The sequence below is a fragment of the Paraburkholderia unamae genome (assembly GCF_003268775.1).
GTDB lineage: Bacteria > Pseudomonadota > Gammaproteobacteria > Burkholderiales > Burkholderiaceae > Paraburkholderia > Paraburkholderia unamae.
The window spans coordinates 21,858-47,869 of sequence record NZ_QLSU01000010.1; the positions used below are offsets into that span (position 1 = coordinate 21,858).

Genomic DNA, 26,012 nt, shown 5'->3' on the forward strand with positions numbered 1-26,012 from the left:
GCGGCTCAGCTCTTGATGGCCGTGGCGAAGGCTTTCTGGGCTTCCTCGACCGGCTGGTTCTTGTTCCAGAAGTTCGTGATGACGTCCTGGAGCGCGCCCTGCACGTCGGGCGGAATCAGCATTTCGGGGTTCGGCAGTTGCCGCGACTTGTCCTTCATGATCGCCATGCCCTCCTTCGCGCAAATGTCGAAGCTCGAGGTGTCCACGTCCGGGCGGATCGGGATCGAGCCCTTGCGCAGGTTGAACGCGACCTGCGCGGACGGCGACGTCATCACCGTGGCGAGCAGTTGCTGTGCCTTGACCTGCTGCGCGTTGTCGGTCTTCGGAAACACGAACACGTCACCCGCGATCATGTACGGCGACTTGGGGAAGCCGGGGAAGCATCCGAAGTCCTTGCCCGCGACCTGGTGGGCGGCCGAGAACTCGCCCTTGGCCCAGTCGCCCATGATCTGCATGCCCGCCTTGCCGGAAATCACGAGCGCCGTGGCGTCGTTCCAGTTGCGCCCCGGCGAGCCCGGATCGACATAATTATGCAACCGCTTGAAGGTCGTGAGCACGTTGCGAAACGCCGGCGAATTCACGGCGTTCGCGTCGCGGTCGCGGTAGACCTTCATGTAGAGATCGCGGTCCATGTCGGCGAAAATCGCGTCGAAGGTGATCTTCTCCTGCCACGCCTGGCCGCCCAGCGCGAGCGGAATCAGGCCCGCGGCCTTGAGCTTGTCGAGATCGGCGAAGAGTTCGTCGAAATTCTGCGGTTCTGCCTTGATGCCCGCCTTCGCGAAAGCGGGCTTCGAATAGAAGAACCAGTCCTGCATGTGAATGTTCACGGGCGCCGCGTAGTAGTGCCCGTTGACCTTGATGGCGGTGAGAATCGACTCGGGGAAGATGGCGCTCCAGTTCTCCTTGTTTGCAACCGAATCGACGTTATTCAGGAGTCCCTGGTCGATCAGATCGTGAAACTGTTTGGACGTATTGAACTGGGCGGCCGTGGGCGGATCGCCGCCCACGATGCGGTTGATTGCCGTGGCGCGCGCCTGGTCCGCACCCGCGATCGCGTTGTCGACCCACTGGCCACCCGCCTGATCGTAGGCCTGCGCGAATTGCTTGATCGCGGCCGACTCGCCGCCGGAGGTCCACCAGTGAATCACGTTGGCCTTGAGCGGTTCGGCGGCGTGGGCGGCCAATGCGCCGGCCAGCGCTAGCGCGGCCGCGATGCCGCGCAGAACGGGTGTGTTGTGCTTCATTGCGTCTCCTGTCGATCTGAAGTCGGCGCTTCAGTTGTCGGCCGGTGTCAGGCGCTCAGGCACTGACTCCGGCCCATGCGGAGCGTTGGCGGCCCCGGGTTGATTTGCACATGCGCTGCAAAAGCACTGCAAAAGCATCAGCGGCTTGCGTCAGGCACCGTCGAGCGCGCGCCGCCGCGCGAGGAAGCGCGCAATGAGTTCCGCGCTGCGCTTGGGCGTGCGCACCTGGGTGTCGTAATCGACGTGCACGACGCCAAAGCGCCGCTCATAGCCAAAGGCCCACTCGAAGTTGTCGAGCAGCGACCACACGAAATAGCCGCGCACATCCACGCCCGCCGCGATCGCCGCATCGACCGCCGCGAGATGGCGCTTGAGGAAGGCAATGCGTTGCGCGTCGTCCACCTGGCCGTCGCGCACGCGGTCGTCCGAGGCCATGCCGTTTTCCGTGATGTAGACCGGCGGCAGGTTTTCATACGTGCGTGAAAAGCCGATCAGCAGATCGCGCAGGCCGTCGGGGTGAACCTCCCAGCCCATCTGCGTGCGCTCGACGCCTTCGAGCGGCACCTCGATGAAACCATTCGCGCCGTCGCTCTTCACGTTGGTGCGGAAATAGTAGTTGATGCCGAGAAAGTCGAGCGGCGCGGCAATCGTCTGCATGTCGCCCTCCAGCACCAACGGCTCGGCGCCGGGCCAAAGCGCGAACAGTTCCTCGGGGTACTCGCCCTTGAGGAGCGGGTCGAGAATCCACGCGTTGTGCTGCACCTCGAAGCGGCGCGCGGCTCGCACGTCGGCTTCGGAAGGCGAATCGGGCGTGCCGCGCCCCACGTTCGCGACGATGCCCTTGGCAGAAGCCGGATCGTTCGCGCGCAGCGCCGAGGTCGCGAGGCCGTGACCGAGCAGCAGATGATGCATGGCTTGCGTGGCGTAGCGGCCATTGGCGAGGCCCGGCGCATGGTGGCCGTTGCCGTAGCCGAGATACGCTGAGCACCACGGCTCGTTGAGCGTCATCCATGCGTCGACGAGGCCCGACAGCTCGCGGCTCATCAGGTCCGCGTAGTCGGCGAAGCGGAAAGCGGTGTCGCGGTTGAGCCAGCCGCCACGGTCCTCCAGATGCTGCGGCAGGTCCCAGTGGTAGAGCGTCGCGAAGGTGCGGATGCCCTTCTCCTTCAGGCGCTCCAGCAAGCGCTTGTAGAACGCAATGCCTTTTGCGTTGGGCCGCCCCGCCTCGTCCATCACGCGCGGCCACGCGATCGAAAAGCGGTACGCCTCGAAGTTCAGGCGCGTGAGCAGGTCGAGGTCGGCTTCCCAGCGGTGATAGTGGTCGCAGGCCACGGCGCCCGTGTCGCCCGCGAGCACCTTGCCAGGCGTTGCGCTGAAGGTGTCCCAGATCGACGGCAGCCGGCCGTCTTCGTTGACCGCACCCTCGATCTGATACGAGGCCGTGGCCGCGCCGAGCAGGAAATCCCGTCGCCAGAGTGCGGAGCCGGCGGGTGGCGTGAAGGGGTCGTCGGCTATGGCTGCGAATTCGGCAACCTCGGCATCTGCGGTGGCGTGCGGCAAAGTAACGGTGTCCTGAGTCACGAAACCTCCTGCGCGGGAACGCCGGCGCGCGTCCTGCGCGCAGCCGGTTCCGGGTGAAGTGGAAGCGCTTCCACAGCGCTCCAGCGCACGATATCAGCGGCTAATTCGACCGGGCAATCGGGGTTTTTCTGGACATTATTATGTAGTCGCTACACATGCCACAGACCGCTCAAAACGACTACATTTGTATTATTGCTACACGCGCATCAATCTTCCGTGCGCGTGCCCAGTTCGGGCCGCACCGCTGCGAGCGCCTCATGTAACGTAGGATAGATGTTCGCCACGCCGATCACGGGCGTGATGCCATGCCGGTCCATGTCCGCATGCAAATAGCGGTTCACGCGCCCGAAAATCACCTTGACGCCGCGCTCGGCGAGCGCCGAGCAGAGGTCGATCACCGCCCGCCCCGCCGAATAATCGAGGTCGGTGATCGCCGCCGCGTCGACGACGACGCAACGCACCGGCGACGGCGCCCTGTCGATCAGCAACCGCAGTTCGTCCACGAACAGATGGTCGTTTGCATAGAACAGGTCCGCGCCGAAGCGATAAACGATCAATCCGGGCGCGGTGATCTGGCCGGCCTGCGCGGGTTCGGGCAGCCAGTGGCCCTCCTCGTTCGGCACGAGCACCATGGTGTGCGGGCGATAGCTGTGGCGCACATGGCGCAGCAGCGACAGGCCGATTGCGATGAGGATGCCGTTCTCCACGCCGATCACGACCACGGCGAGCGCCGTCGTCACCGCGAGCCGGAATTCGCCGGGACTCTCGCGGCGGATGTCGATCAACTGGCGAATGTTCACGAGCCCCACGGCGATCGTAAACACGATCGCGGCCAGCACGCAGTGCGGCAGGTATTGCAGCAGACGGCTGAAAAACAGCAACACCACGAGCACCACGCCCGCGAACACGAGTTGCGCGAACTGGCTGCGCGCGCCGGCCTGGTCGGCCATGGCGGTTTGCGTGAGGCTGCCGTTCACGACAAAGGCGCCGCTCATCGAGGCCGCCACGTTCGCGGCAGCGAGGCCGAGGATGTTCGCGTCCTCGTCGGTGCGCTCGCCGTAGCGCTCGGCAAACGCGCGGCTCGTGGCGGCGCTCTGCGCGACGATGATGACGAAGCAGGAGGCCGCCACCTGCAACAGGTCGATCATCTGGAACCAGCCCACGGCGGGAAAGCTCAGTCGCGGCATGCCGCCCTGTACCGGGCCGATCACCGAGATGCCGTGGCCCGCGAAGTTCATCGCGGCGCTCAAGGCAATGCTGCCCGCCACGGCGACGAGCGGCACCGGCCAGCGCGGCCGGTAGCGCTTGAAGATCAGAATGGCGGCGACGACGGCCACGGCGATGCCGAGCGTGGGCCAATGGATGTCGGACAACTGCGTGACGATCTGCTTGACCTGAAGCACCGTGCGCCGCGAATTGACGGTAAGGCCGAGCATGTCGCCGAGCATTGCCACGCCCACCTGCACGCCTACGCCCGTGAGAAAACCCGCAAGCACGGTGCGCGAGAGAAAGTCGGCGAGAAAGCCCAGCCGGAACACGCGAGCGATCAGCAGCATGATCGCGGTGAGCAAGGCGGTCATGCCCGCGAGCGCGACATATTCCGCGCTCGACGGCGTGGCCATGGTGGTCAGGCGGCTCGCGAAAATGGTGGCCGTGGCCGAATCGGCGGCCACCACGAGATGCCGAGATGCGCCGAAGAGTGCGAACGCAACGAGTGGCAAAAAGCCGGTATAGAGGCCGGTGACGGCAGGCATGCCCGCGATGCGCGCATAGCCGAGCAGTTGCGGCACGTTCATCGAGGCGAGTTGCACGCCGGCCAGCGCGTCGCGTATTGCCGAGGCGCGCGAAAGCGGCCGTACACCACGAAACAGTTCAAACGCCATTACGCCATCCTTTCGAATTCCACATCTGCGTGCGGTCCTCTTTCTGCGGGTTCAGTGGCGCAGTATGTTAGCGCGGTGTGGCGTTGCGGCGCCTGTTCGATTGCAGCGCCGTTGCGCGCGCATCAATGAAAAGAGGCCAGCCCGCAGGCTGGCCTCGTGACTTACACGCTCAATCCGGCGACGGAGGCAGGCGGCTATACCCGCACCGGCGGCGGCATGTAACGGCATTCATAGCGCTTTCTCACCGTGCCGTTCTCGTCCACGCTTTCGAGGAATACGTCGAACTGCCACAGGCGCGCCATGTGGCGCAGCACTTCGTCGGAGTCGCTCGACAGGTGGCGATTGTCGCTCATGAAGTGACGCAGCGTGAGGCTGCGATCGCCGCGCGTGTTCACCGACCACACCTGGATGTTCGGCTCGCGGTGATGCATGTCGTACTGCCGCGAGAGCGCCTGGCGCACGTACTGGTAGCCGCTTTCGTCGTGAATGGCCGAGACTTCGAGCGCGTCGCGCATGTCGTCGTCGAGCACCGAGAAGAGGCGCATTTCGCGGATCAGATGCGGCGACAGATACTGCGCAATGAAGCTCTCGTCCTTGAAGTTGCGCATGGCATAGTGCATCGCCTTGAGCCACGGGCTGCCCGCCAGTTCGGGGAACCACTTGCGGTCCTCCTCCGTGGGGTTTTCGCAGATGCGGCGAATGTCGCTCATCATCGAAAACCCGAGCGCATACGGATTGATGCCGCTGTAATACGGCTTCGTCACCGGCGGCTGATAGATCACGTTGCTGTGCGAATGCAGGAACTCCATCATGAAGCCGTCTTCGAGCTTACCCTGTGCATAGAGCGTATTGAGCAGCGTGTAATGCCAGAACGTGGCCCAGCCTTCGTTCATGACCTGGGTCTGCCGCTGCGGATAGAAGTACTGACCGATCTTGCGCACGATGCGAATGACCTCGCGCTCCCAAGGTTCGAGCAGCGGCGAGTTCTTCTCTGCGAAGTACAGCAGGTTCTCCTGCGGCTCGGGCGGAAAGCGCTCGTCGATTTCCTCGGCAATCGGCATTTGCTGCTTGGGCAGCGTGCGCCACAGTTCGTTGACCTGCGACTGAAGGTAAGCCTCGCGTTCGCGCCGCATGGCGGCTTCGCGTTCCAGCGAAAGCTTTTGCGGACGTTTGTAGCGGTCCACGCCATAGTTCATGAGCGCATGGCACGAGTCGAGCAACTCCTCCACGCGGTCCAGACCAAAACGCTCCTCGCATTCGGCGATGTAGTTCTTCGCGTAGACGAGGTAATCGATGATGGCGTGCGCGTCCGTCCACAAGCGGAACAGGTAGTTGCCCTTGAAGAACGAGTTGTGCCCGTACGCGGCGTGCGCGATCACGAGCGCCTGCATCGTCATGGTGTTCTCTTCCATGAGGTACGCGATGCAGGGATTGGAGTTGATGACGATCTCGTAGGCGAGACCCATCTGGCCGCGGCGGTAGCTTTTCTCGGTCGAGAGAAAATGCTTGCCGAACGACCAGTGGCGATAGTTCACCGGCATGCCGACGGACGCATACGCGTCCATCATCTGCTCGGCGCTGATCAATTCGAGCTGAATGGGGTAGACATCCAGTTCATATTGCTCTGCAACATGCGAGATATGTGTGTCGTACTCCTCGATGAGTTCGAAGGTCCAGTCAGATGGGCACGGCAACGGCCGTCGGTCGGCTACGTTCATTTGCACTTCCCTTTGCTGGGCGAGCCCATGCTCCTTGTGGCGAGCAGCCCCGGCGGCATGTCCGGGCGCTTCGGCGTCTTCGCGATGGCCGGGCGTGTGCCCGGCATCGTGATCGCCATGATGCCCTTTTTCGTGGCCGCTCGTTTTGCGGCGCTCCGGCTCGTAGCCGCGCGCCTCGTTGTGCAGGTGGCGTGTCGTCATGAGTGCTCCACCTGTTTTTCAAACAGCTCCCGGAACACCGGGTAGATGTCCGCCGCGGTGTCGACCTTCTTCATCGCCAGATGCGGTTCGGTGAGGGCCAGTTGAGCATATTCGAGCCAGAGGTTCTGCTCTTCCGGCGTAACCTGAATATACGCAAAATAGCGCACCTGAGGCAGGATGTCATCCGCAAGGATCTTCCGGCACTTGGGCGAATCGTCTGTCCAATTGTCGCCGTCCGAGGCCTGCGCGCCGTAGATGTTCCAGTCGCTCGGCGAATAACGCTCCTCGATCACTTTTTTCATCAGCTCCAGCGCGCTCGACACGACCGTGCCGCCGCTTTCGGTGGAATGGAAAAACGTATCCTCGTCCACTTCCTCGGCGCGCGTATGGTGGCGAATGAAGACCACCTCGATCTTCTCGTAGTTGCGCTTGAGAAACAGATACAGAAGGATGAAGAAGCGTTTGGAAAGGTCCTTGCGCTGCTCGTCCATCGAGCCCGAGACATCCATCAGACAGAACATCACGGCCTGGCTCGACGGCTGCGGCTGCTTCACGCGGTTCACGTAACGCAGGTCGAACGGATCGATAAACGGAATGCGCCAGATGCGCCCGCGCAGATGGTGGATCTGCTCCTCGAGCAGCGCGATCTCTTCGCGCCGGTCGGCCGGATCGGCCTTGAGCACTTCGAGCTGCTCTTCGAGCACATGCAGCTCGTTGACGAGCGGCGCGCCCAGTGCGATACGCCGCCCGAGCGCGCTGCGCAGCGAACGTACGACGTCGATGTTGTTGGGCGTGCCTTCGGCGGCCCAGCCCGCGCGGATGCTCTTCCACGTGGGCACGGCCATGAGATGCGTCTTGACGAGACGCGGCAGTTCGAGGTCGTCGAAGAAGTACTGCATGAACTCTTCGCGCGAGAGTTCGAACACGAAGTCGTCCTGACCTTCGCCTTCGTTGCTCGCCTGGCTGCCGCCACCACCCCCGCCGCCTTGCGGCCGCGGAATGCGGTCGCCGCGCACGTAGTCCTCGTTGCCGGGATGAACCATTTCGCGCTTGCCGCCGGGGCCGTGACGGAACGACGGCTCGGCAATGTCCTTGCGCGGAATGGTGATGCTCTGGTTACTCTGTATGTCCTTGATGCTGCGGTCACGCACCGCTTCCGAGACGGCGTGACGAATATAGTTCTTCACGCGGCGCAAAAAGCGCTCGCGGTTAGCAATGCTCTTGTTCTTGCCGGCTAGCCTGCGGTCGATGATTTGATGAAGCACATCCAGTCTCCCGCTCCAGTTTCGAATGGGCGAGGTGCGCAGTGTTTGCTTGCCGCGTATGCCATCGTGCGTGCCGCGTTCACCCGCTCACGGCCACGCGGCCTGCGCCCCGCCGGATGTCCTGGCGCGCCGCCGCGTTCGCCTATGCGGCGCGGCGGCGCACCTGGACGGTAAAGCCTCTTCGTTCACGACGACTTGCGCACGCGCAGATACCAGTCGCAGAGCAACCGGACCTGCTTCGGCGTGTAGCCCTTCGCCACCATGCGATTGACGAAGTCTTCGTGCTTGCGCTGCTCTTCCGCCGATCCTTTCGCATTGAACGAGATGACCGGCAAAAGTTCTTCCGTATTCGAGAACATTTTCTTCTCGATCACCACGCGCAGTTTCTCGTAGCTGATCCAGGCCGGGTTCTTGCCGGCGTTGGCCGCTCGCGCGCGCAGCACGAAGTTCACGATCTCGTTGCGGAAGTCCTTCGGATTACTGATGCCCGCGGGCTTCTCGATCTTCTCCAGCTCCGCATTCAACGCGGCGCGATCGAAGCTTTCGCCGGTGTCATGGTCGCGGAACTCCTGGTCCTGAATCCAGAAGTCGGCGTACGTGACATAGCGGTCGAAAATGTTCTGCCCGTATTCGGAATACGATTCGAGGTAAGCGGTCTGAATCTCCTTGCCGATGAACTCGGCGTAACGCGACGCCAGCACGTCCTTCACGAACGAGAGATACTTCTGCTCGGTTTCCGGCGGGAACTGCTCGCGCTCGATCTGCTGTTCGAGCACGTACATGAGGTGCACCGGATTCGCGGCGACTTCGGTCGAATCGAAGTTGAACACGCGCGAGAGGATCTTGAACGCGAAACGCGTGGAGACCCCGTTCATACCTTCGTCCACGCCGGCGAAGTCGCGATACTCCTGGTATGACTTCGCTTTTGGATCGGTGTCCTTGAGGTTCTCGCCGTCGTACACCTGCATCTTCGAGAACAGACTCGAATTCTCGGGTTCCGCGAGGCGCGTGAGCACCGAGAACTGCGACATCATCTTGAGCGTGCCCGGCGCGCATACGGCCTCGGCCAGCGACGAATTGCGCAGCAGCTTCTCGTAGATCTTCATCTCTTCCGAGTAGCGCAGGCAGTACGGCACCTTCACCACGAAGATACGATCGAGCAGTGCCTCGTTGTTGCGGTTGTTGCGGAACGCCTTCCACTCCGACTCGTTCGAGTGCGCGAGGATGATGCCGTTGAACGGGATCGCGCCGAATCCTTCGGTGCCCTTGAAGTTGCCTTCCTGGGTGGCGGTGAGCAGCGGGTGCAACACCTTGATCGGCGCCTTGAACATTTCCACGAATTCGAGCAAGCCCTGATTCGCGAGACACAGGCCGCCGGAGTAGCTATACGCGTCCGCGTCGTCCTGGGCGTATTGCTCGAGCTTGCGGATGTCGACCTTGCCGACGAGCGAGGAGATGTCCTGATTGTTCTCGTCGCCAGGCTCGGTCTTCGCGATGCCGATCTGGCGCAGGATGGAAGGATAGCGGCGCACCACGCGGAACTTGCGGATGTCGCCGTTGTACTCGTGCAGACGCTTGACCGCCCACGGGCTCAGGATGCTCTTCAGGTAACGGCGCGGAATGCCGTACTGCTCTTCGAGTATGGGACCGTCCTCGTCGTAATCGAAGAGACCGAGCGGCGACTCGTTCACGGGCGAGCCCTTGATCGAGTAGAACGGCACGCGCTCCATGAGCTGCTTCAGACGCTCGGCAATGGAGGACTTGCCGCCGCCCACCGGACCAAGCAAATAGAGAATCTGCTTCTTTTCTTCGAGTCCTTGCGCCGCATGGCGGAAGTACGCGACGACCTGCTCGATCACGTCTTCCATGCCATAGAACTCGCGGAATGCGGGATACACCTTGATGACCTTGTTCGCAAAAATACGCGACAGGCGCGGATCGTTACGAGTGTCGATCTGTTCGGGTTCGCCGATTGCCGTCAGCATGCGTTCGCCAGCCGTGGCGTACGCATTGGGATCTTCCTTGCAGAGCGCGAGATACTCCTCGAGCGAGAACTCCTCCTCTCGCGTTTTTTCGAAGCGGGTCGCGAAGCTGCTGTAGATATCCATGCTACCTCCTCGCCGAGATCTGCGACCGATGTCGTGCGCGGCGCGCTATTCGGAAACGACATCGCTCAAATTCATCCTAAACCCTTTTGAAATTTTTCGCACCGTAAAATCGCGCCGGATGTGCCCTTCAAAGCTAAGCATTTTTGAGCGCTTGGAGGTCGTCATAGTACGCCTTACAATGATCTTCCCCACTGGTGCAAATTTCAGACCGGGCTCGCTTTCCCTCACTCCCGCCGCGACAAAACGGCTTGCCTGGCCTCTTCGCCGCAACACACCATTTCGCCTTGCTCCGCACACCTTTCGGCGCGACGGCATACGCAGCGCTTCTTCCTCAAACGCATCAGCACAGCGTCGGTGCACAACGACCCGTAACGTTTTGTTCGTTACCTCGCGCAGCGCGCGGCGGCATGGCTGTTGTGAGTACGCGTCAATGCGATTTTTTTCCCTTTTTACGCGTCGATTTCGCCAGGGTCGGTGAGTTGGCGCGCATTGCGCGTCGTGTTCCGATAAGCGCGAACGGGACGTCATGACTTCGGCAAACAATCCCTTTCGGCCGTAGTGGTTTTCCCGCTGCCATGAGTTTGCTGTGATAGCAGCCAAAGACAAATGCGCCGTCAAAATGACGCGCGTGACAGATTGCGCAAGCGCCCGTTCGCGAGGCGTGTAACACGCAGAAAAAAAGGCCGCCACGCAGTGCGCATGGCGGCCTTTCATTACAGCGATTGTGACAGGCGCGACGCGTATCTGTTACACACCGCGCACCCGCTTATCAGCTAGATAAATTCGATTTCGACTTCCCCGAGCCCGTCGATATGGCCGTGCAGGAGGCCCGGCTTGTCGATGCGATGCGCACCGACATAGGTGCCCGTCGTAACGGTCCATTCGGGCTCGATCGTGATGCCCATCGCCGCGCAGTGATTGACGAACCAGACGAGCAACTCGCGCGGGTCGCCCGCCGGGTTGCCCGGCGCCTCGGGCACGAGCGAGGCGCCGTCGAACGTCAGTTCGAGTTCGGGCGCGACGAAGTCGAGCGAGCGCGCCAGCGCCGGATACGGCAGCGCATGGCCCGTGATCAGCGCGCCATTGTTCTGCGCGTCGGCGAGCTGCGCGAGCGGCGCGACGTTGGGCCACTGGGCGAAACGGCTGTCAACGACCTCGATGGCCGGCAGGATCTGGCCCACGCGCGCGAGCACCTCGTCGCGCACGTAAGCTTCGGCGCGCGGCGCGATCGGTTCCGAAAAGCGAAAGGCGATCTCCAGCTCCACCAGCACGCGGAAGAACGAATGGCGCTCGAGGCGCGCGGGCGAGGCATGCACGAGCGGCGCCGGGATCGGCGCGCCGGAGGCGGGGCCGCCCGGCGCGCGTGCGCCGATTTTCCATCCGCCCGTAGTGGTGTCGAGCCCGGCGATCACCGCCTGCTGGATCGCATAAGCCGTTGCCGCGTCCGGCGGCACCCGCTCGGGCTCCAGGGTCTCGATCAGATGATGATGCCGGCGCGCTTGCACGAGGCGTTGCGCGAGATCGTCGTGCGTCATGTCTGGTTCCTTGTTTGTGCTGTCATGCGACGCCGGCGCTCGAAGCCGGCGCAATCCATCCTGCCTGGCGCGGTGCGCCCTCCCATGCCCGGCGGCCCGGACCGTCGTCCGCCCCGCGCCGCCTGCCCCGTACGGCCCGCACTCGTCCCTGCGCGGGACAACTCCCGCCCTGGGCCCGCGCGAGCGCCGCAGTGTAGCGCGTTCACCCGGCCACGCGAATGACACGGCTGACAATGTACCGTAACCGCGCGCGCGTGGCGCATCGCGGGGCCGCTTGCCAGGGTCAAAGTCTCAAAGAAAAAACCGCTGCATTGCAGCGGCCGGAGGTTGTGTCGCGCGTGGCGGCGCATGACTGTCATGCCCGCGCCGTGGGTCAAGCTCAGAACGTCTCCCAGTCGCCGTTCGATCCGGCAGCGGCCGGCGCCGCACTCACGCCCGCCGCTGCCGTCGCGGCGGCCGGGCGAGCGGTCGGGGCAGCGGCGCGCGCCGGCCGCGCCTTCGCAGGAGCGCTGGCCGCAACGGGCCGCGCCGCAGCCCGCGCCGGCGGCTTGGGCGCCGCCGCACCTGCCCCCTCGTCGAGGCTGAACACCGCCACGGCTTCGCGCAGCCGCCCCGCCTGGTCTTCGAGCGACTGCGCCGCGGCGGCCGCCTGTTCGACGAGCGCCGCGTTCTGCTGGGTCACCTCGTCCATCTGCGTGACGGCGCGCGCGACCTGCTCGATACCGCCCGACTGCTCCTGCGACGCCGCCGCGATCTCGCCCATGATGTCGGTCACGCGCCGCACCGCGCCGATGATCTCGGTCATCGTGCGGCCCGCCTCGTCGACGAGCGCCGAGCCCGCCTGCACCCGCTCGACCGAGGTGTCGATGAGCCCCTTGATTTCCTTGGCCGCCGCCGACGAGCGCTGCGCGAGGCTGCGCACCTCGCCCGCCACCACGGCGAAACCGCGCCCTTCCTCGCCCGCGCGCGCCGCCTCGACGGCCGCGTTCAGGGCCAGGATATTGGTCTGGAACGCGATGCCTTCGATGATGCTGATGATCTCCGCGATCTTCGCCGAGCTTTCGTTGATGTCGCCCATCGTGCCGACCACCTGGTTGACGACGGCGTTGCCCTTGTTGGCGATTTCCGAGGCGTTGGCGGCAAGCGCGCTCGCCTGGCGCGCGTTGTCGGCGTTCTGCTTCACGGTGCCCGTGAGCTGCTCCATGCTGGAGGCGGTCTGCTGGAGCGCCGTGGCCTGCTCCTCGGTGCGCGACGACAGGTCGATATTGCCCGCCGCGATCTCGCGCGTGGCTGTCGCGATCGAGTCCGTGCCCGTGCGCACCGAGCGCACGGTTTCGGTCAGGCTGCGCTGCATCTGCGCGACGCCGCCGAGCAGTTCGCCCATCTCGTCGTTGCGACGCACGACCACGGGCCGGCGCAGGTCGCCCGCGGCGATGGCCTGGAAGGCGCCGAGCGCTTCGCCAAGCGGCTGGGCGATGGCGCGGCGCAGCGAGAAGAACAAATAGGCGGCCGCGCCGATGCCCACCAGCAGTGCGGCGATGCACACCATGCGCAGTTCCGAGAAAGCAGCCTGGGCGTTGTCGAAGCCTTGTTGCGCCTGCGTCATCTGGTACTTGTCGAGCACGGCGTCAGCCTTGGAGAGCCCGTCGTAGGCTTCCTTGAGCGCCTTGGCGCCCGCCACGACCTTGACCTGGTCGCCCGACTGGACGGTGCTCACGAACTGGTCTGCGATCTGGTGCAGGGCGTCGCGCCGGGCCGCCACGTCCTGGGCGAGGCGGGCTTCGTCCTCATCGCGCGGCAGCGCCATGTACTTCTTCCAGAAGTCGTCCGACACGCCACGCAGCATGCGCGCGCGTTCGATCGTCGCAGCGGCGTCCGGCGTGCCGAGCTCGAATGCGGCGCGGTCGAGCGCGAGACGCTCGCGTGCGGCATAGATTTCGGCGAGATTCACCGCGTGCGAACTCGGCATCTGGTCCGTGAACGTCTCGCGGTACGCGTCGTTCGAGCGCGTGAGGCCGAGCAGCCCCACCGCGCTGATGGCGACGATCAACGCCGCCAGAAAGCCCATCGTGATGCCGATGCGCGCCTTGATGCTGATGCCCTTGCCCATGACTCCCCCAATAGATTTGTCGTGTGCTCGGGCGCTGGCGCCCGAAGGTGAGACGTCTCCTCAAGGCAAGTTAACGGCAGGGGCTTTCGTGGTCTTGAAATATGTATATGGTATGAAGGATGGACGGCTTGCGCGCGGTCAATATTGCAAATGGCCGACAGCGAGGTGGGCCATTGCTGCGGCTTTCGCGGTAACTTTTGCCGCTCAGCGGGGCACTTCGGCGAGCGTCGGAATCGACGGCTGGGCACCCGCGCGCGTGACGGAGATCGACGCCGCGCGCAGCGCGAAAGCGATTGCCTCCAGCGCGGGTTCGCCGGCGGCCAGCCGCGCCGCCAGGCCACCGATGAACGTATCGCCGGCCGCCGTGGTGTCCACGGCGCTCACGCGCGGCGCGGGCAAATGCGCGGGCGCGTCGCCGTCGAGCAGCGCGCACACCCCCTGCGCCCCGAGCGTCACCAGCACGTTGCGCGCCCCCGCCTCGCGCAAAGCCAGCGCGGCGCGCGCCGCGTCTTGCGGTGTGCTCGCGGGCAGCCCGGTGAGCGCCGCCGCCTCCAGTTCGTTCGGCACGAGATAGTCGACGAGCGCCAGCCACTGGGCGGGCAACGGCCCGGTGGCCGGCGCCGGATTGAGGATGGTGATCTTGCCCAGGCGCCGCGCGGCGGCGAGCGCGGCCGCCACGGCGTCGGTGGGCGTTTCTAGCTGGCAAACCACGACATCGGCTTGTGCGAGCACCGCCTCATGGCGCGCGAGCGTGTCGGGCGTGACCTCGCCGTTGCTGCCCGCCACGATGACGATGGCGTTCTGGCTCGCGTCATCCACCACGATGAGCGCCACGCCCGTTGGCGCGTGCGGCGCCGTTTCCAGCGCGCCGCAATCGATGCCCTCGGCCAAAAGCCCCGCGCGCAGGATTTCGCCGTTCGCGTCGGCGCCCACGCAGCCGATCATCGCCACCTGCGCGCCCAGACGTGCCGCCGCCACCGCCTGGTTGCCGCCCTTGCCGCCCGCCACCTGGGCGAACGCGCTGCCCGCGAGCGTCTCGCCGGGGTTCGGCAAACGCGGCGCGCGCGCGACGAGATCCATGTTCAGGCTGCCGACCACAGCGACCCTGGCGTGGGCGCCGGCCGGCTTTGCTGCATCAGTCGTCACAATGGCTCCTTGAGATCCTCGACACCCTTGCGGTAGCCCGGCCCGCTCCCGGCTCAGGCCGCGAGCGGCGCGAAATCTTCCGAGCCCACCCACGGTCCCGTCGATTCGCGCGCGAACAGCGTGGGCGGCATCACCCGGCGGCGCACGGTGACCCCTCCGGCGCGCGCGTTCGCAATGCGCTCGATCAGCGTGAGTGCGGCCATTTCGCCGAGCGCACGCGCGGGCTGGCCGACCGTCGAAAGCGCGGGCCAGGTGAAGTTGCCAAGCTCGATATCGTCGAAGCCGATAATCGAGCAGTCGCCCGGCACGCGCAAGCCGCGCTCGGCCGCCGCGCGCAACGCACCGATGCCCATCATGTCGTTGCCCGCGAAGATCGCGGTGGGCCGCACGGTGTCGAACAACTGCGCCGCCGCCCGGTACCCGCCCGACCCCGAAAAATCGCTTTCGACGATCGCACCCGGCGCGATCTCGACGCCGCGCTCGGACATGGCGCGCAGGAAGCCGTGCATGCGCATCGCGCTCACTGCGGTTGCGACCGGCCCCGTGATGCAGCCAATGCGCGAGTGCCCCAGTTCCAGCAAATGACGCGTGGCAAGCCAGGCGCCGCGCTCGTGGTCGATCTGCACGAGATCGGCGTCGAGCCCCTCGATGTTGCGGTCGATCACGACGAGCGGCTCGCGCGCGTCGGCGAGCGTCGCGGCCAGCACGGCGTCGTCGCCGGCCGAGGCCACGATCAGCCCGTCGATGCGTTTTTCCTGCAAGACGCGCAGGTAGTTTCGCTGCTTGACCGGGTCGTCGTCGGAGTTGCAGAAGAACACGCAGTAGCCCTTGCGCGCGCACGCGTCCTCGACGCCGCGCGCGAGCTCGGCGAAGTACGGGTTGGTGCCGTTCGGCACCAGCAGCCCCACGGTCGCCGTGGCGCGCGCCTTGAGCGAGCGCGCCACCGCCGACGGCACGTAGTTCAGGTCGCGGATCGCGCGTTCGACCTTGGCCCGCACGTCCGCCGACACCGGACGCGAGTTGTTCACCACATGCGACACCGTCGTGAAAGACACCCCCGCCACGGCGGCCACATCCTTGATCGTCGCCATATTTATGTTGCTCCTGCCTTTTTTCCTGCCTGTTGCTGCCGGCTCTCAGTGCGCCCGTTGTTGGAATAGTCAGGCGCCGCATTCCCGGTCATTTCCTGCGGCCCGCGTTGCACTGCGGACCGCGCCCTCGTCAAAATTGTTATGCGCTGCTACGTCTGCTGCTTCGCCGGCTGCGGTACGTGTCGAGCACGACCGCAACCACGATCACCGAACCGGTGATGATGCGTTTGGTGGGCTCGTTCGCGCCGATCTGCGCGAGTCCGGCGGCCAGCACCGAGATGATCAACACGCCGAAGAACGTGCTGATCACCGAACCGCGCCCGCCCATCAGGCTCGTGCCGCCGATCACCACGGCCGCGATCACCTGGAGTTCGAGGCCCACGCCTGCGTTCGGATCGGCGGCTTCGAGGCGCGATATCTGAAAGAGCGCCGCGAGCCCCGAAAGCGCGCCCATCAGCGCGAACACGATCACCTTGTAAGGCCGCGGATCGACGCCCGCGAGGCGCACCGCCTCCTCGTTGGTACCGATACCAACCAGGTAGCGGCCGAATACCGTGCGCGTGAGCGTGAGCTGCGCGATCACCATCACCGCCACCGCGATCAGGAAGGCCGGCGAAATGCCGAACGCGATCGGGTTGGAGAGGAAATCGAACGCGTCGCCGATATACGCGGTGCGCGAATTCGTCATCTGGTACGCCAACCCCCGCGCCGCTTCGAGCACGCCGAGCGAGACGATGAACGAAGGGATGCGCCAGCCCACCGTCACCGCGCCGGTGAGCGTGCCCGTGGCCGCCGCGGCCACGAGGCCGAGCAGCGCGGCCGGCAACGCGCCCCAGCCCCACTTGAGCGACGCCACGCTCACCACCGAAGCGCCGAGCGCGAGCACCGAGCCCACCGAAAGATCGATGCCCGCGATGATGAGCACGAATGTCATGCCCACGGCCATCACCACGAGATCGGGTATCTGGTTCGCAATCGTACTGAACGTATCGTAAGTGAGAAAGTGCGAACTGAGCAGCGAGAACAGCACGATCATCGCCACGAGCGCGAGCGCGAGGCCCAGATAGTTCGAGAAGCCGAAGCGCGTGCCCACGGGCTTCGCGCTTGCGGGCGACACGGGCGCATGGGTGGGCGAACCGGTTCGTCCACCGCTGTCATCGCCTTGGGCCACCGGTTGCCCGCGCAACGGGTCGTTCGTCATGAAGCGCTCCCTCGTGGGTCGTCGTTTGCTTGCTGCTTCGCTCGCGCTGCCGCGCCTGGCGGGACACCGGCGGGGACGCCTGCCGCGTCGGGCAGATCGGCCGCGTCGCAGACGAGCGCGTCCTCGGCGCGCAGGCCCGCGAACGCGGCGGCGAGCAGCTTGTCCTGGCTCCACTCGTCACGCGCGTACACCGCCGTCATCTTCCCGGCCGACATCACGCCGATGCGGTCGCAAATCAGCATCAGCTCGCGCAGGTCGCTCGACACCACCACGAGCGCACGGCCTTCGCGCGCGAGCGCGCCCATCAGCGCGTAGATGTCGAACTTCGCCCCGACGTCGATGCCGCGCGTCGGCTCGTCGAACAGCACCACGCGCAACGGCTGCGTGAGGTCGCGCGCGAGCCAGCGGCCAATCACGACCTTTTGCTGGTTGCCGCCCGAAAGCTCGCCCACCGGCTGGGCGGGCCCGGCCGTGCGGATACGCAGCGCGTCGATCTGCGTACGCGCCAGCGTGTTCTCGCGCGCCGCGTCGACCACGCCGTAACGCGACACCGCGCCCACGTTGCCGAGCGTCACGTTCGCGGCAAGCGGTTGCGGCAGCAACAGCCCCTCGCCCTTGCGATCCTCGGTGATGAGCGCAATGCCGAGGCGCACCGCGTCGGCGGGCGAGCCGATCTGCACCGGCTCGGGCGCCGCGCCCGGCGTGCTCGCCAGCGCCACGACGCCGCGCTCCATGCGGTCCGCGCCGTAGATGAGCCGCATCAGCTCGGTTCTGCCCGCGCCGATCAGCCCGGAGATGCCGAAAATCTCGCCCGCGCGCACGTCGAACGACACGTCGCGCACGGCCTTCGCGCGCGTGAGCCCCTCGACCCTCAGGAGCGGCGCGCCGATGCGCCGCTGACCCAGGTCGATGCGCTCGCCAAGCTCGCGCCCGACCATCAGCGCGACGATGCGCTCGGGCGTGAGGTTGGCCATGTCGTCCACGCGCACGAGCTTGCCGTCGCGCAGCACCGCGACGCGCTGCGCGATGCGCTCGAGCTCCTCGAGCCGGTGCGAGATGTAGACGAGCGCGACGCCCCGCGCCTTGAGCCGCGCGATCTGCTCGAACAGCAGCTCGACCTCGCGGCCCGTGAGCATGGCCGTGGGCTCGTCGAGGATCAGCACGCGCATGTCGCCCGGACCGTCGCCGCCATCGCTGGCATTGTCACCATCGCCACCACCGCCGATCAGGTTGCGCGCGATCTCCACGAGCTGCTGATGGCCGATGCCCAGCTCGCCCACCGGCGTGTCCGGATCGATTGCCTCCAGGCCGACCTGCGCCATCGCCGCGCGTGCGTTGGCGCGCAGCCGCTTGCGATCGATCCAGCCGAAGCGCAGCGGCCCCGACTGCGGCAGCCGGTCCAGAAAAAGATTCTCGGCGACGGTGAGCGTGGGCAGCAGGTTCAGCTCCTGCATGACCATGCGCACGCCGAGCGCCTCGGCCTCGCGGCGGCTCGCCGGCGCGTAGGGCCGCCCCATCAGTTGCATGCTGCCCGCGCTCGGCGCGGTGAGGCCGCTCACGATCTTCGAGAGCGTGCTCTTGCCCGCGCCGTTTTCTCCCGTGAGCGCAAGCACTTCGCCGGCGTGCAGCGCTAGGCTGACGTCGGCGAGCACCGGCTGCTCGTAGGTCTTGCCCACGCCCGAGACCGCAAGCACGGCAGGCGCAGTTGACGCTACGTCGGGAGCAATTGCATCCATCACGATCCTGTAGTCGCGAGCCGCGCCGCCGGGGATGAACCGGTCCACGCGCCGCCCGGATACCGCGGGTCCGCGCCGCCGCCGCACGCTCCGGTAGAGCGGCGGCGAACGGCGCACCGCGCAGCGTTTTGCCGCGCAGCGCGGACGGCCACCCATGCGGCCATCCCGGTACAAATAACGGCTGCGCGGTGGGATTCTTGAGCGTTTATTGATTTGCGCGCACAAATACCGCCGCGGCGCGCGCGTCTCGCCAACCGTGGCTCAGGCGCCCCGCGCGCGCCGTACTCACTTCGTGACGAGCACCACCGGCGTTTCGACGATGCCCGACAGCTCCGACTGTTTCTTGTGCTCCTTGAGCGCCTTCAAGGCCGTGTCGATGCCGAACACGGCCTGCTTGGCCGCGAACTGGTCGGCGGTCGCGAGCACGCGGCCGTCCTTGAGCATCGGCTTGATGGCGTCGATGTTGTCGTAGCCGACCACGTACACCTTGCCCTGCTTGCCCGCCGCGCGCACGGCCGACACGGCGCCGATCGCCATGTTGTCGTTGCCGCACAGGAGCGCCTTGAGGTCCGGATATTCGTTGAGCATGGCCGACGCCACGGCGTTGCCCTTGTCGATCTCCCACTCGCCCGACTGCGTCGAGACGATCTTCGCGCCCACGGCCTGCATCGCGTCCTTGAAGCCCGCAGTGCGCTGCTGCGCGTTGGTCGTGGTGGAGACGCCCTCGACAATGCCCACCTGGTCGCCCGACTTCAGCCGCTTGGCGAGGTAGTCGCCCACGAGCCGCGCGCCCTTGCGGTTGTCCGGGCCGACGAACGGCACGTTCAGGTCCTTGGACTTGAGCACGTCGGCATCGAGCTTGTTGTCGATGTTCACGACGATGATGCCCGCGTCCACGGCTTTCTTTACCACGGGCACGAGCGCCTTCGAGTCGGCGGGCGCGAGCACGATGGCGTCGACCTTCGAGACGATCATCTGCTCGACGATCTGGATCTGCGCGGCGGTGTCGGTCTCGTTCTTGATGCCGTTGGTGATGAGATCGAACTGGGAGGCGTTGTGCTTCTGGTAGTCCTTCGCGCCGGTCTCCATGGTGAGGAAGAACTCGTTGGCGAGCGACTTCATGACGAGCGCGACTTTCGGCTTGCCGCCCGTCTGGGCACGGGCGGCAAGCGGCAAGGCGCCGGTCACGGCGGTCGTGGCGAGCGCGCTGGCGGCAAGGACGATGCGGCGGCGAATGCGGGAGTTCATCTTCGGTGTCTCCGGTTTGTCGGGCCCGGCCGGGCCACACTTTCTGGTTATGCGCAAACGTTTGCTGGCGGCCCATTCTCGGCGCTGGCGCTTCGCGGTGTCAATGCCGGCCATGCGGCATTGCAACAACGCGAACGGCGCCAGCTTCCGTTCAGAGCCAGTTGATACGGCGAAACAGGAAAAACAGGAAAAGGTCGAGCACGAGCATGGCGCCCAGACAGACCTGGTAGCCATACCTGAAATGTAGCTCGGGTATGTGCTCGAAGTTCATACCGTAGATACCCGCAATCATCGTCGGCACGGCGAACAGCGCCGCGAACGAGCCGAGCCGCTTGGTCACCTCGTTCTCGGCGAGCGAGATCATGCCGAGGTTGACCTGGATGGCCGTGACGATCATTTCGCGGCGTGCGTCGATCATGTTGGACACGCGGATCAAGTGATCGTACACGTCGCGGTAATAAGCCTGCATGCCGGTGCAGATCTGCGGGATGCGCCCGCCCACGAGCTTGCCGACGGCGTCCACGAGCGGCGTGACGTGGTGAGCGAGGATCACGAGGCGGCGCTTGAGCGAATAGAGATCCTCGATGATCGCGCGCGAGCCCGCCAGGTCGTGTTTCTCGAAGATCCGGTCCTCCAGCTCCTCGATCTCGCCCGACAGCGTTTCGAGCACCGGCGCGTAGCGATCGACCACGCTGTCCATGAGCGCGTAGAGCACGAAACCGGAGCCTTCGCGCAGCAGGTCGGGCTCGCGCTCGCAGCGCGCGCGCACGTCGCTGAAACCCTGCTGGGCGCGGTGGCGCACCGAGAGCACGAAATTGGGGCCGGCGAACACGTTCACCTGGCCCGTGATGATTTCGCCGTCGTCGTCGAGTTCGAGCGTGTGGAGCACACAAAAGAGCGTCTCGCCGTATTCCTCGATCTTCGGCCGCTGGTTGCCGTTCATGACGTCTTCGATCGCGAGCGCGTGCAGGCCGAACTCTTCTTTCATCGCCGCCATTTCGCCGGCGTCGGGGTCCTTGAGGGCGACCCACACGAAGCACTCGGGCCTCGCCAGATAGTCGCTGATGGCCTCGACGGTAATGTCGGCCAGTTTCTTGCCGCTTTGATACGCGACGCAATTGATGAGCATGTTCCTTTTCTTCCCGGCGGCGGGTCGCGCCCGCGCCGCTTCGAGTTGCACCGGTTGCCAAGTGTACGGGGTTCCACGCACCGGCGTCGCGCCGGCCGGGCTCCCGCGCCGCTGGCAGGCGCACGGGCCATGCCCCTTCCGCCCCTTTTGCCCCTGCCGCGCCCCGCGCCCTCGGTGCACGCAAGGAGTGCGCTACTGCGCGACGCGCCGGATGCCGATGCGATGATCCTTGTCGAATGTGACGCTCGCGCGGTTCGTATAGCGCGGGTCCACGACGAAGCGCAGCTCCACCACGGGATCGAACTGCGTGGTCACACCGATGCGGTGCACGCCCGGCTTGAGGTAGAACGTGACGTGCTCGCCGTCCATGAGGTCGGTCACGGGCTCGCCGTCGATGTAGACCGGCGCGTCGCGCAGTTTCACGATGACGTTGCGGGTGCGCTCGCGGCGCACGTCCACGGCGACGAGGCCTTCGCCCGGCTGGGTGTAGCCCGGCTTGAGAATGCGTTCGGCCGGCACCGGCTTGAACGGGAGCGGCTGCGCCGGCTCCTCGGCGCAGCCGCCAAGGGCGAGCGCCGTGACCGCGGCCGCGATGCACGCGGCGAACACACTGGATACGCTGGACACGCGCGATGCCATGGGCGCTTTTCCTGTTCGAGTTGGCCTGGGCCGGGTGGCGTTTGGGTGAGTTTCGCGCTCGCGGCCATGCGGCCGTGATCGCCAGGAGCGCCACGGGCGGGCGAGCACCATGCCCATCATCGATGTTATATGCTTCGGGGAATGCGCGGCAGCGCGCGCAACCCGCACGCGAAGGGAGCAAAGACGATGTGGTACTTCTCGTGGATCCTCGGCATTGGCGTGGCGCTCGGCTTCGGCATCATCAACGTGATGTGGCTCGACGCCAACGGCAAGTTCCTGAATGGCCACGGCAGCGGCCCGAGCGCGCCCGAGGCGCAGCCTGGGGAGGCGCGCCGTCCGTGACAAGGCTGGTGTTTTTCTGCGGCCACGCCGGAACCGGCAAGACTTCGCTCGCGAAGCGCCTGTTCGCCCCGCTCGTGCGCACAAGCGGCGAGCCGTTCTGCCTGCTGGACAAGGACACGCTCTACGGGAGCTACAGCTCGGCCGCGATGGGCGCGCTCGCGCACGACCCGTACGACCGCGACAGCCCCCTCTTCCTGCAACATCTGCGCGACCCCGAGTACCGGGGGTTGATCGACACCGCCCGCGAAAACCTCGAACTGGGCGTGAGCGCGCTCGTGGTCGGCCCGCTGTCGCGCGAGGTGCGCGATCGCAAGCTGTTCGATCGCGAATGGCTTGGCGTCGGGCCGCAGGTCGCGCTCACCGTGGTCTGGGTGCATACCAGCGAGGAAACGGCGCACGCGCGCATTGTCGCGCGCGCCCATCCCATCGACGCCTACAAGCTCGCCCACTGGGACGAATACCGGCAGCGCCGTTTCATGCCGTCGGGCCCGCAACTCGACGGTCTCCTCCTGTTCGACAACACCGCGCCCGCCGAGGCCGATTACGACGCGCTCTTGCAGCGCGTCCTCGCAGGCGGCTCGGTGCAGGCTCCCGCCTGAGCGCTCAGGCCGGCACCTTTGCGCGCGTGTCGAGCGTCGCGCCTTCGTACACCTGACCGAAGCGGTTGCCGAGGAACTGTTGCAGTTGCACCTGTTCCTGGCGCACGAAACCCGCTTGCGGCAGACGCTTTTCGCGGAACAGGTCGAGCACCGCGCACATCGCGCCGGCCGTGGTGATCTGGATCGCGCTCATGGGCACGCCGCACACCGTCTTCGCGAAGATCTTGCGCGTGAACACTTCCTGCACGAGCTTGCCGTCACGCATGCCGGTGACCGTCATGAAAATGAGCACGACGTCCTGCTCCGTGGCGGGCACCGAGCGGCGCATGATGGACTTGAGCGTGTCGCGGTCGCTCGAAAGGCGCAGGTCTTCGAGCAGGAACTGCATGAGCGCGCGGTGGCCCGGATAGCGCACCGACTTGTAATCGAGCGACTCCACCTTGCCCGAGAGCGTCTCGCAAAGCGTGCCCAAACCACCCGACGTATTGAACGCCTCGTACTCCACGCCGTCGAGCGAAAAATGCTCAAGGCCTTCGAGCGGCTGCACCCACTGCGTGCGGCCTTCGCGAATGGCTTCGCACGGCTGGCAATACTCGTTGATGAGCCCGTCCACGCTCCAGGTGAGGTTGTACTTGAGCGCGTTGGTGGGGAACTGCGGCAGCGCGCCCACGCGCATCTTGACGTCGCGGATCTCGGTGAAGCGGCTTGCGAGCGCATGCGCGGCAATGCCGATGAAACCGGGTGCGAGACCGCATTGCGGCATGAACACGTGATCGGCGCCGTCGGCGAGCGCGCGGATCGCATGGGTCGCGCGCACGTCTTCGGTCAGGTCGAAGTAATGCACGCCCGCCCCCTTCGCCGCCGAAGCGACGTTCACCGCGAGGTAATACGGCAGCGCATTGATGAGGACGTCATAGCCTTCGAGCGCACCGCGCAGCGCGGCGGCGTCACCGGAGTCGACGCGTGCGGTGGGGATGCCTTGCGCGGCGAGCGGCTCGAGCGCCTTCGCATCGCGGTCGAAGGCCGCCACTTCATAGTCGCCGCTTTCGCGCAGCATGTGGGCAATGGTGTGGCCGATCAGACCGGCGCCTGCAATCGCGACTTTCATTTGTCATCTCCTTTGGTTTTCTATGCTTGGGGATGGGCAACGCCCGCTCAAGCACAGTCTAGGGAGAGGCAAATACGGATCATAGACGCAAAACGATGCGCTTCGACCGGGGTTTTCGTCATTCTGACGAAGCTTTTCGTCGAATCGTCGAAAAGCGTTCATGCGGGGGCCGCGAGACCGGGCGCTGAGCCAGGTTCAGGCGCGCTCAGCCCGTCACCGAACCGCGATCGACCTTGCGGGCGAGCACGATCGACGTGGTCGTGCGCTCCACACCCGGTATGCCGCCGATCTGGTCGAGCAGGTCATTGAGGCGGTCCGGCGAATCGGCGCGCAGCCACGCGACATAGTCGTACTCGCCGCTCACCGCGCACAGCAACTGCACCTCCGGCATCTTGCCGAGGCGCTTCTGCACATCGGGCCCGTGGCGCGGCGCGATGATGAGTCCGACCCACGCCTGGAGGCTCGCATCGAGCACGTCCTGGCCCAGACGCACGCCGTAGCCCGCGATTACCTGCGTGCGCTCGAGCCGCTCGATGCGCGCAAGCACGGTGGTGCGCGCGACGCCCAGGCGCCGCGCCAGGTTCGCCACGCTCTCGCGGGCGTTTTCCTGAAGCAGCGCAACGAGGTTGCGGTCGAGGTCGTCGAGTTGATCGAGGCGCGGAGGTCTCATCGGTGGTGGTCGAGATGGAGGGTCGTAATGGCGCCATTATCGCGCGCGGCGGGACTCGGCAGAAACGTGGCAGAAGCATGGCGGAAACACCGCCACGTGCGCGCGCAAGCCATGCGCGACGGGTATTTCCACGCGTTTCGTTTGTAAGCAAGTGTCGCAGCCGGGCCGTCTCGCGACGATAACGTGGTACTAATAACGGAAGCCGCCGTTATGGCCGTGCTACCCGCTACGAAACGATTCGAGGACTCACAATGAAGAAAGCCTTCGTCATCCTTGCCGCCACGCTCTCGATGAGCGGCGCGTTCGCGCAAAGCGCCGCGCCCGCCGCGTCGGCGCCGGCCGCCGTCGCCGCATCGAGCGCCGATGTGCGCGCCGCGCAGCATCAGCAGCGCGTCGAGGAGCGCATCACGTGGCTGCATACGCAGCTCAAGATTACGCCCGAGCAAGAGCCCCAATGGAAAGCGTTCGCCGACGTCATGCGCAGCAACGGCCAGACCATGGGCGACCTCTACAAGCAACGCATGGAAGGCGAGAACACGCGTAACGCGCTCGACGACATGAAGCAGTACGCGCAGATCTCGCAGGCGCACGCCGAAGACATGCAAAAGCTCGTCACGGCGTTCGAGCCGCTCTATACCAGCCTCTCGCCGGAGCAAAAGAAGCTTGCCGACCAGACCTTCCGTCACGGCCATGAGCACGGCCCGTCGGGCAAGCCGGTGAAGCCGAAGCACAAGGGCAAGGCCAAGCCGTCCGCAGGCGCCGCAGCAAGCGAAGCCGAGCCGGCCAGCACGCCGGCCGCGCAGTAAGGCGCCGCCCCTGCATCGAGCCGCGCACGGGCATGACACGCGTGCGCGGCGGCCCGATTCAGGGTAACCTTGCGGACCGCGCGACGGCCGGGCATTGCGCCCGGCCGTCGTTTCATTTGCCACACCGTGCAACACGATTTTTTGCGAGGCAGGTCCGCTGCTGCAACCATGATTGAACTGACCGAACTCGACTTGCGCGGCGACGCCGCGGCCCAACGCGTCGTCAAGGACGAAACCGTGAGCGTCGAATTCGCGGCGCAACCCGGCGAGCTGATGAGCCTCGAAGGCCCGAACCGCTACGCGCCGGGCGACGCCATCATCACCGGCTCGACGGGCGAGCGCTGGGTCGTCTCACGCGAGCGCTTCGACGCGAAGTATCTGCCGGCCAGCGACGCCCTCGCCCACGGCCAGTCCGGCGCCTATCGCAACCGCCAGGTCGTGGTGCTCGCCAAACGCATGGACGCGGCGTTCACGCTGCAACGCTCGGCCGGCGGCGACCGCCTGAGCGGCGTGGCCGGTGACTGGGTCATGCAATACGCGCCCGGCGACTATGGCGTCGTGCAAGCCGCGCGATTCGCCAAGGTCTATCGCCCCGTAGACTGATCCTGCTCGCGGGCGGCCCGGCGGCCGCCCATCAGCGTCTCAGCTCACT

General features: G+C 65.6%; 22 protein-coding genes. 4 read left to right on the forward strand and 18 right to left on the reverse strand.

Annotated features, from left to right (window positions below; translation table 11 throughout):
- Nucleotides 1–5 precede the first annotated feature (5 nt).
- The 16 genes from C7401_RS17670 to C7401_RS17745 form a co-directional block, all read right to left on the reverse strand.
- A complete protein-coding gene (locus tag C7401_RS17670) occupies nt 6–1,244 on the reverse strand; it encodes an ABC transporter substrate-binding protein (RefSeq protein ID WP_112172700.1) in 1,239 nt (412 codons plus the stop codon).
- Between the two features lie 150 nt (nt 1,245–1,394).
- Complete coding sequence (locus C7401_RS17675; protein ID WP_112172701.1) at nt 1,395–2,804, reverse strand: GH1 family beta-glucosidase; 1,410 nt, start codon at nt 2,802–2,804, stop codon at nt 1,395–1,397.
- Nucleotides 2,805–3,031: 227 nt separating this feature from the next.
- Entirely contained in the window at nt 3,032–4,708 is a 1,677-nt protein-coding gene (locus C7401_RS17680; RefSeq protein WP_112172702.1) for a SulP family inorganic anion transporter, read from the reverse strand.
- A gap of 194 nt (nt 4,709–4,902) precedes the next feature.
- Nucleotides 4,903–6,627, reverse strand: coding sequence for a SpoVR family protein (locus tag C7401_RS17685; RefSeq protein WP_112172703.1), 1,725 nt, complete (start codon nt 6,625–6,627; stop codon nt 4,903–4,905).
- The gene (locus C7401_RS17690) at nt 6,624–7,892 is read right to left on the reverse strand and encodes a YeaH/YhbH family protein (RefSeq protein WP_112172704.1); all 1,269 of its coding nucleotides are present in this window, start codon (nt 7,890–7,892) and stop codon (nt 6,624–6,626) included. Before C7401_RS17690 ends, C7401_RS17685 begins: the two co-directional genes overlap by 4 nt.
- A gap of 185 nt (nt 7,893–8,077) precedes the next feature.
- A complete protein-coding gene (locus tag C7401_RS17695; protein ID WP_112172705.1) occupies nt 8,078–10,000 on the reverse strand; it encodes a PrkA family serine protein kinase in 1,923 nt (640 codons plus the stop codon).
- A 45-nt stretch (nt 10,001–10,045) separates the two neighbouring features.
- Nucleotides 10,046–10,714, reverse strand: coding sequence for a hypothetical protein (locus tag C7401_RS44995; RefSeq protein ID WP_165841900.1), 669 nt, complete (start codon nt 10,712–10,714; stop codon nt 10,046–10,048).
- A gap of 59 nt (nt 10,715–10,773) precedes the next feature.
- Nucleotides 10,774–11,535, reverse strand: coding sequence for a 2-keto-4-pentenoate hydratase (locus C7401_RS17705; RefSeq protein WP_112172707.1), 762 nt, complete (start codon nt 11,533–11,535; stop codon nt 10,774–10,776).
- Between the two features lie 379 nt (nt 11,536–11,914).
- Nucleotides 11,915–13,645, reverse strand: coding sequence for a methyl-accepting chemotaxis protein (locus tag C7401_RS17710; protein WP_112172708.1), 1,731 nt, complete (start codon nt 13,643–13,645; stop codon nt 11,915–11,917).
- Nucleotides 13,646–13,849: 204 nt separating this feature from the next.
- Nucleotides 13,850–14,791 (reverse strand): ribokinase, encoded by a 942-nt coding sequence (gene rbsK, locus C7401_RS17715; RefSeq protein ID WP_258397130.1) that lies wholly within the window; start codon nt 14,789–14,791, stop codon nt 13,850–13,852.
- A 53-nt stretch (nt 14,792–14,844) separates the two neighbouring features.
- A complete protein-coding gene (locus tag C7401_RS17720; protein WP_112172710.1) occupies nt 14,845–15,882 on the reverse strand; it encodes a LacI family DNA-binding transcriptional regulator in 1,038 nt (345 codons plus the stop codon).
- Between the two features lie 139 nt (nt 15,883–16,021).
- Nucleotides 16,022–17,083, reverse strand: coding sequence for an ABC transporter permease (locus tag C7401_RS17725; RefSeq protein ID WP_112172711.1), 1,062 nt, complete (start codon nt 17,081–17,083; stop codon nt 16,022–16,024).
- Complete coding sequence (locus tag C7401_RS17730) at nt 17,080–18,819, reverse strand: sugar ABC transporter ATP-binding protein (RefSeq protein WP_112172712.1); 1,740 nt, start codon at nt 18,817–18,819, stop codon at nt 17,080–17,082. Before C7401_RS17730 ends, C7401_RS17725 begins: the two co-directional genes overlap by 4 nt.
- Nucleotides 18,820–19,104: 285 nt before the next feature.
- Nucleotides 19,105–20,067 carry a sugar ABC transporter substrate-binding protein gene (locus C7401_RS17735; RefSeq protein WP_112172713.1) on the reverse strand — a complete coding sequence of 321 codons (963 nt, stop codon included), beginning with the start codon at nt 20,065–20,067 and terminating at the stop codon, nt 19,105–19,107.
- A gap of 151 nt (nt 20,068–20,218) precedes the next feature.
- Nucleotides 20,219–21,196, reverse strand: a complete 978-nt coding sequence (gene corA, locus C7401_RS17740) for a magnesium/cobalt transporter CorA (RefSeq protein ID WP_112172714.1) — start codon at nt 21,194–21,196, stop codon at nt 20,219–20,221.
- A 192-nt stretch (nt 21,197–21,388) separates the two neighbouring features.
- Nucleotides 21,389–21,835, reverse strand: coding sequence for a hypothetical protein (locus C7401_RS17745; RefSeq protein WP_112172715.1), 447 nt, complete (start codon nt 21,833–21,835; stop codon nt 21,389–21,391).
- Between the two features lie 186 nt (nt 21,836–22,021).
- Between C7401_RS17745 and cydX the strand changes: the two genes are divergently transcribed.
- Together cydX and C7401_RS17755 are read left to right on the forward strand one after the other, a co-directional pair.
- Nucleotides 22,022–22,177 (forward strand): cytochrome bd-I oxidase subunit CydX, encoded by a 156-nt coding sequence (cydX, locus tag C7401_RS45600; protein WP_224041966.1) that lies wholly within the window; start codon nt 22,022–22,024, stop codon nt 22,175–22,177.
- Nucleotides 22,174–22,776 (forward strand): P-loop nucleotide/nucleoside kinase family protein, encoded by a 603-nt coding sequence (locus tag C7401_RS17755; protein ID WP_112172716.1) that lies wholly within the window; start codon nt 22,174–22,176, stop codon nt 22,774–22,776. The genes cydX and C7401_RS17755 overlap by 4 nt, the downstream gene beginning before the upstream one ends.
- A gap of 4 nt (nt 22,777–22,780) precedes the next feature.
- Here C7401_RS17755 and C7401_RS17760 read toward each other — a convergent pair whose 3' ends face one another.
- Both C7401_RS17760 and C7401_RS17765 read right to left on the reverse strand, forming a co-directional pair.
- Complete coding sequence (locus tag C7401_RS17760) at nt 22,781–23,884, reverse strand: saccharopine dehydrogenase family protein (RefSeq protein ID WP_112172717.1); 1,104 nt, start codon at nt 23,882–23,884, stop codon at nt 22,781–22,783.
- Nucleotides 23,885–24,089: 205 nt separating this feature from the next.
- Nucleotides 24,090–24,554, reverse strand: a complete 465-nt coding sequence (locus C7401_RS17765) for an Lrp/AsnC family transcriptional regulator (RefSeq protein ID WP_112172718.1) — start codon at nt 24,552–24,554, stop codon at nt 24,090–24,092.
- 251 nt (nt 24,555–24,805) lie between these two features.
- Between C7401_RS17765 and C7401_RS17770 the strand changes: the two genes are divergently transcribed.
- Both C7401_RS17770 and C7401_RS17775 read left to right on the forward strand, forming a co-directional pair.
- Complete coding sequence (locus C7401_RS17770; RefSeq protein ID WP_112172719.1) at nt 24,806–25,360, forward strand: Spy/CpxP family protein refolding chaperone; 555 nt, start codon at nt 24,806–24,808, stop codon at nt 25,358–25,360.
- Between the two features lie 168 nt (nt 25,361–25,528).
- Nucleotides 25,529–25,963, forward strand: a complete 435-nt coding sequence (locus tag C7401_RS17775; protein WP_112172720.1) for a PGDYG domain-containing protein — start codon at nt 25,529–25,531, stop codon at nt 25,961–25,963.
- Nucleotides 25,964–26,012: the final 49 nt, after the last annotated feature.

What these genes read in the sequence shown, in the direction of transcription:
- cydX (WP_224041966.1), top strand. Translation starts at nt 22,022, where the DNA reads ATGTGGTACTTCTCGTGGATCCTCGGCATTGGCGTGGCGCTCGGCTTC.
- C7401_RS17760 (WP_112172717.1), bottom strand. Translation starts at nt 23,884, where the DNA reads ATGAAAGTCGCGATTGCAGGCGCCGGTCTGATCGGCCACACCATTGCC.
- C7401_RS17705 (WP_112172707.1), bottom strand. Translation starts at nt 11,535, where the DNA reads ATGACGCACGACGATCTCGCGCAACGCCTCGTGCAAGCGCGCCGGCAT.
- C7401_RS17775 (WP_112172720.1), top strand. Translation starts at nt 25,529, where the DNA reads ATGATTGAACTGACCGAACTCGACTTGCGCGGCGACGCCGCGGCCCAA.
- C7401_RS17695 (WP_112172705.1), bottom strand. Translation starts at nt 10,000, where the DNA reads ATGGATATCTACAGCAGCTTCGCGACCCGCTTCGAAAAAACGCGAGAG.
- C7401_RS17725 (WP_112172711.1), bottom strand. Translation starts at nt 17,083, where the DNA reads ATGACGAACGACCCGTTGCGCGGGCAACCGGTGGCCCAAGGCGATGAC.
- C7401_RS17720 (WP_112172710.1), bottom strand. Translation starts at nt 15,882, where the DNA reads ATGGCGACGATCAAGGATGTGGCCGCCGTGGCGGGGGTGTCTTTCACG.
- C7401_RS17730 (WP_112172712.1), bottom strand. Translation starts at nt 18,819, where the DNA reads ATGGATGCAATTGCTCCCGACGTAGCGTCAACTGCGCCTGCCGTGCTT.
- C7401_RS17670 (WP_112172700.1), bottom strand. Translation starts at nt 1,244, where the DNA reads ATGAAGCACAACACACCCGTTCTGCGCGGCATCGCGGCCGCGCTAGCG.
- C7401_RS17735 (WP_112172713.1), bottom strand. Translation starts at nt 20,067, where the DNA reads ATGAACTCCCGCATTCGCCGCCGCATCGTCCTTGCCGCCAGCGCGCTC.
- C7401_RS17745 (WP_112172715.1), bottom strand. Translation starts at nt 21,835, where the DNA reads ATGGCATCGCGCGTGTCCAGCGTATCCAGTGTGTTCGCCGCGTGCATC.
- C7401_RS17710 (WP_112172708.1), bottom strand. Translation starts at nt 13,645, where the DNA reads ATGGGCAAGGGCATCAGCATCAAGGCGCGCATCGGCATCACGATGGGC.
- corA (WP_112172714.1), bottom strand. Translation starts at nt 21,196, where the DNA reads ATGCTCATCAATTGCGTCGCGTATCAAAGCGGCAAGAAACTGGCCGAC.
- C7401_RS17770 (WP_112172719.1), top strand. Translation starts at nt 24,806, where the DNA reads ATGAAGAAAGCCTTCGTCATCCTTGCCGCCACGCTCTCGATGAGCGGC.
- C7401_RS17685 (WP_112172703.1), bottom strand. Translation starts at nt 6,627, where the DNA reads ATGACGACACGCCACCTGCACAACGAGGCGCGCGGCTACGAGCCGGAG.
- C7401_RS17680 (WP_112172702.1), bottom strand. Translation starts at nt 4,708, where the DNA reads ATGGCGTTTGAACTGTTTCGTGGTGTACGGCCGCTTTCGCGCGCCTCG.
- C7401_RS17765 (WP_112172718.1), bottom strand. Translation starts at nt 24,554, where the DNA reads ATGAGACCTCCGCGCCTCGATCAACTCGACGACCTCGACCGCAACCTC.
- C7401_RS44995 (WP_165841900.1), bottom strand. Translation starts at nt 10,714, where the DNA reads ATGAAAGGCCGCCATGCGCACTGCGTGGCGGCCTTTTTTTCTGCGTGT.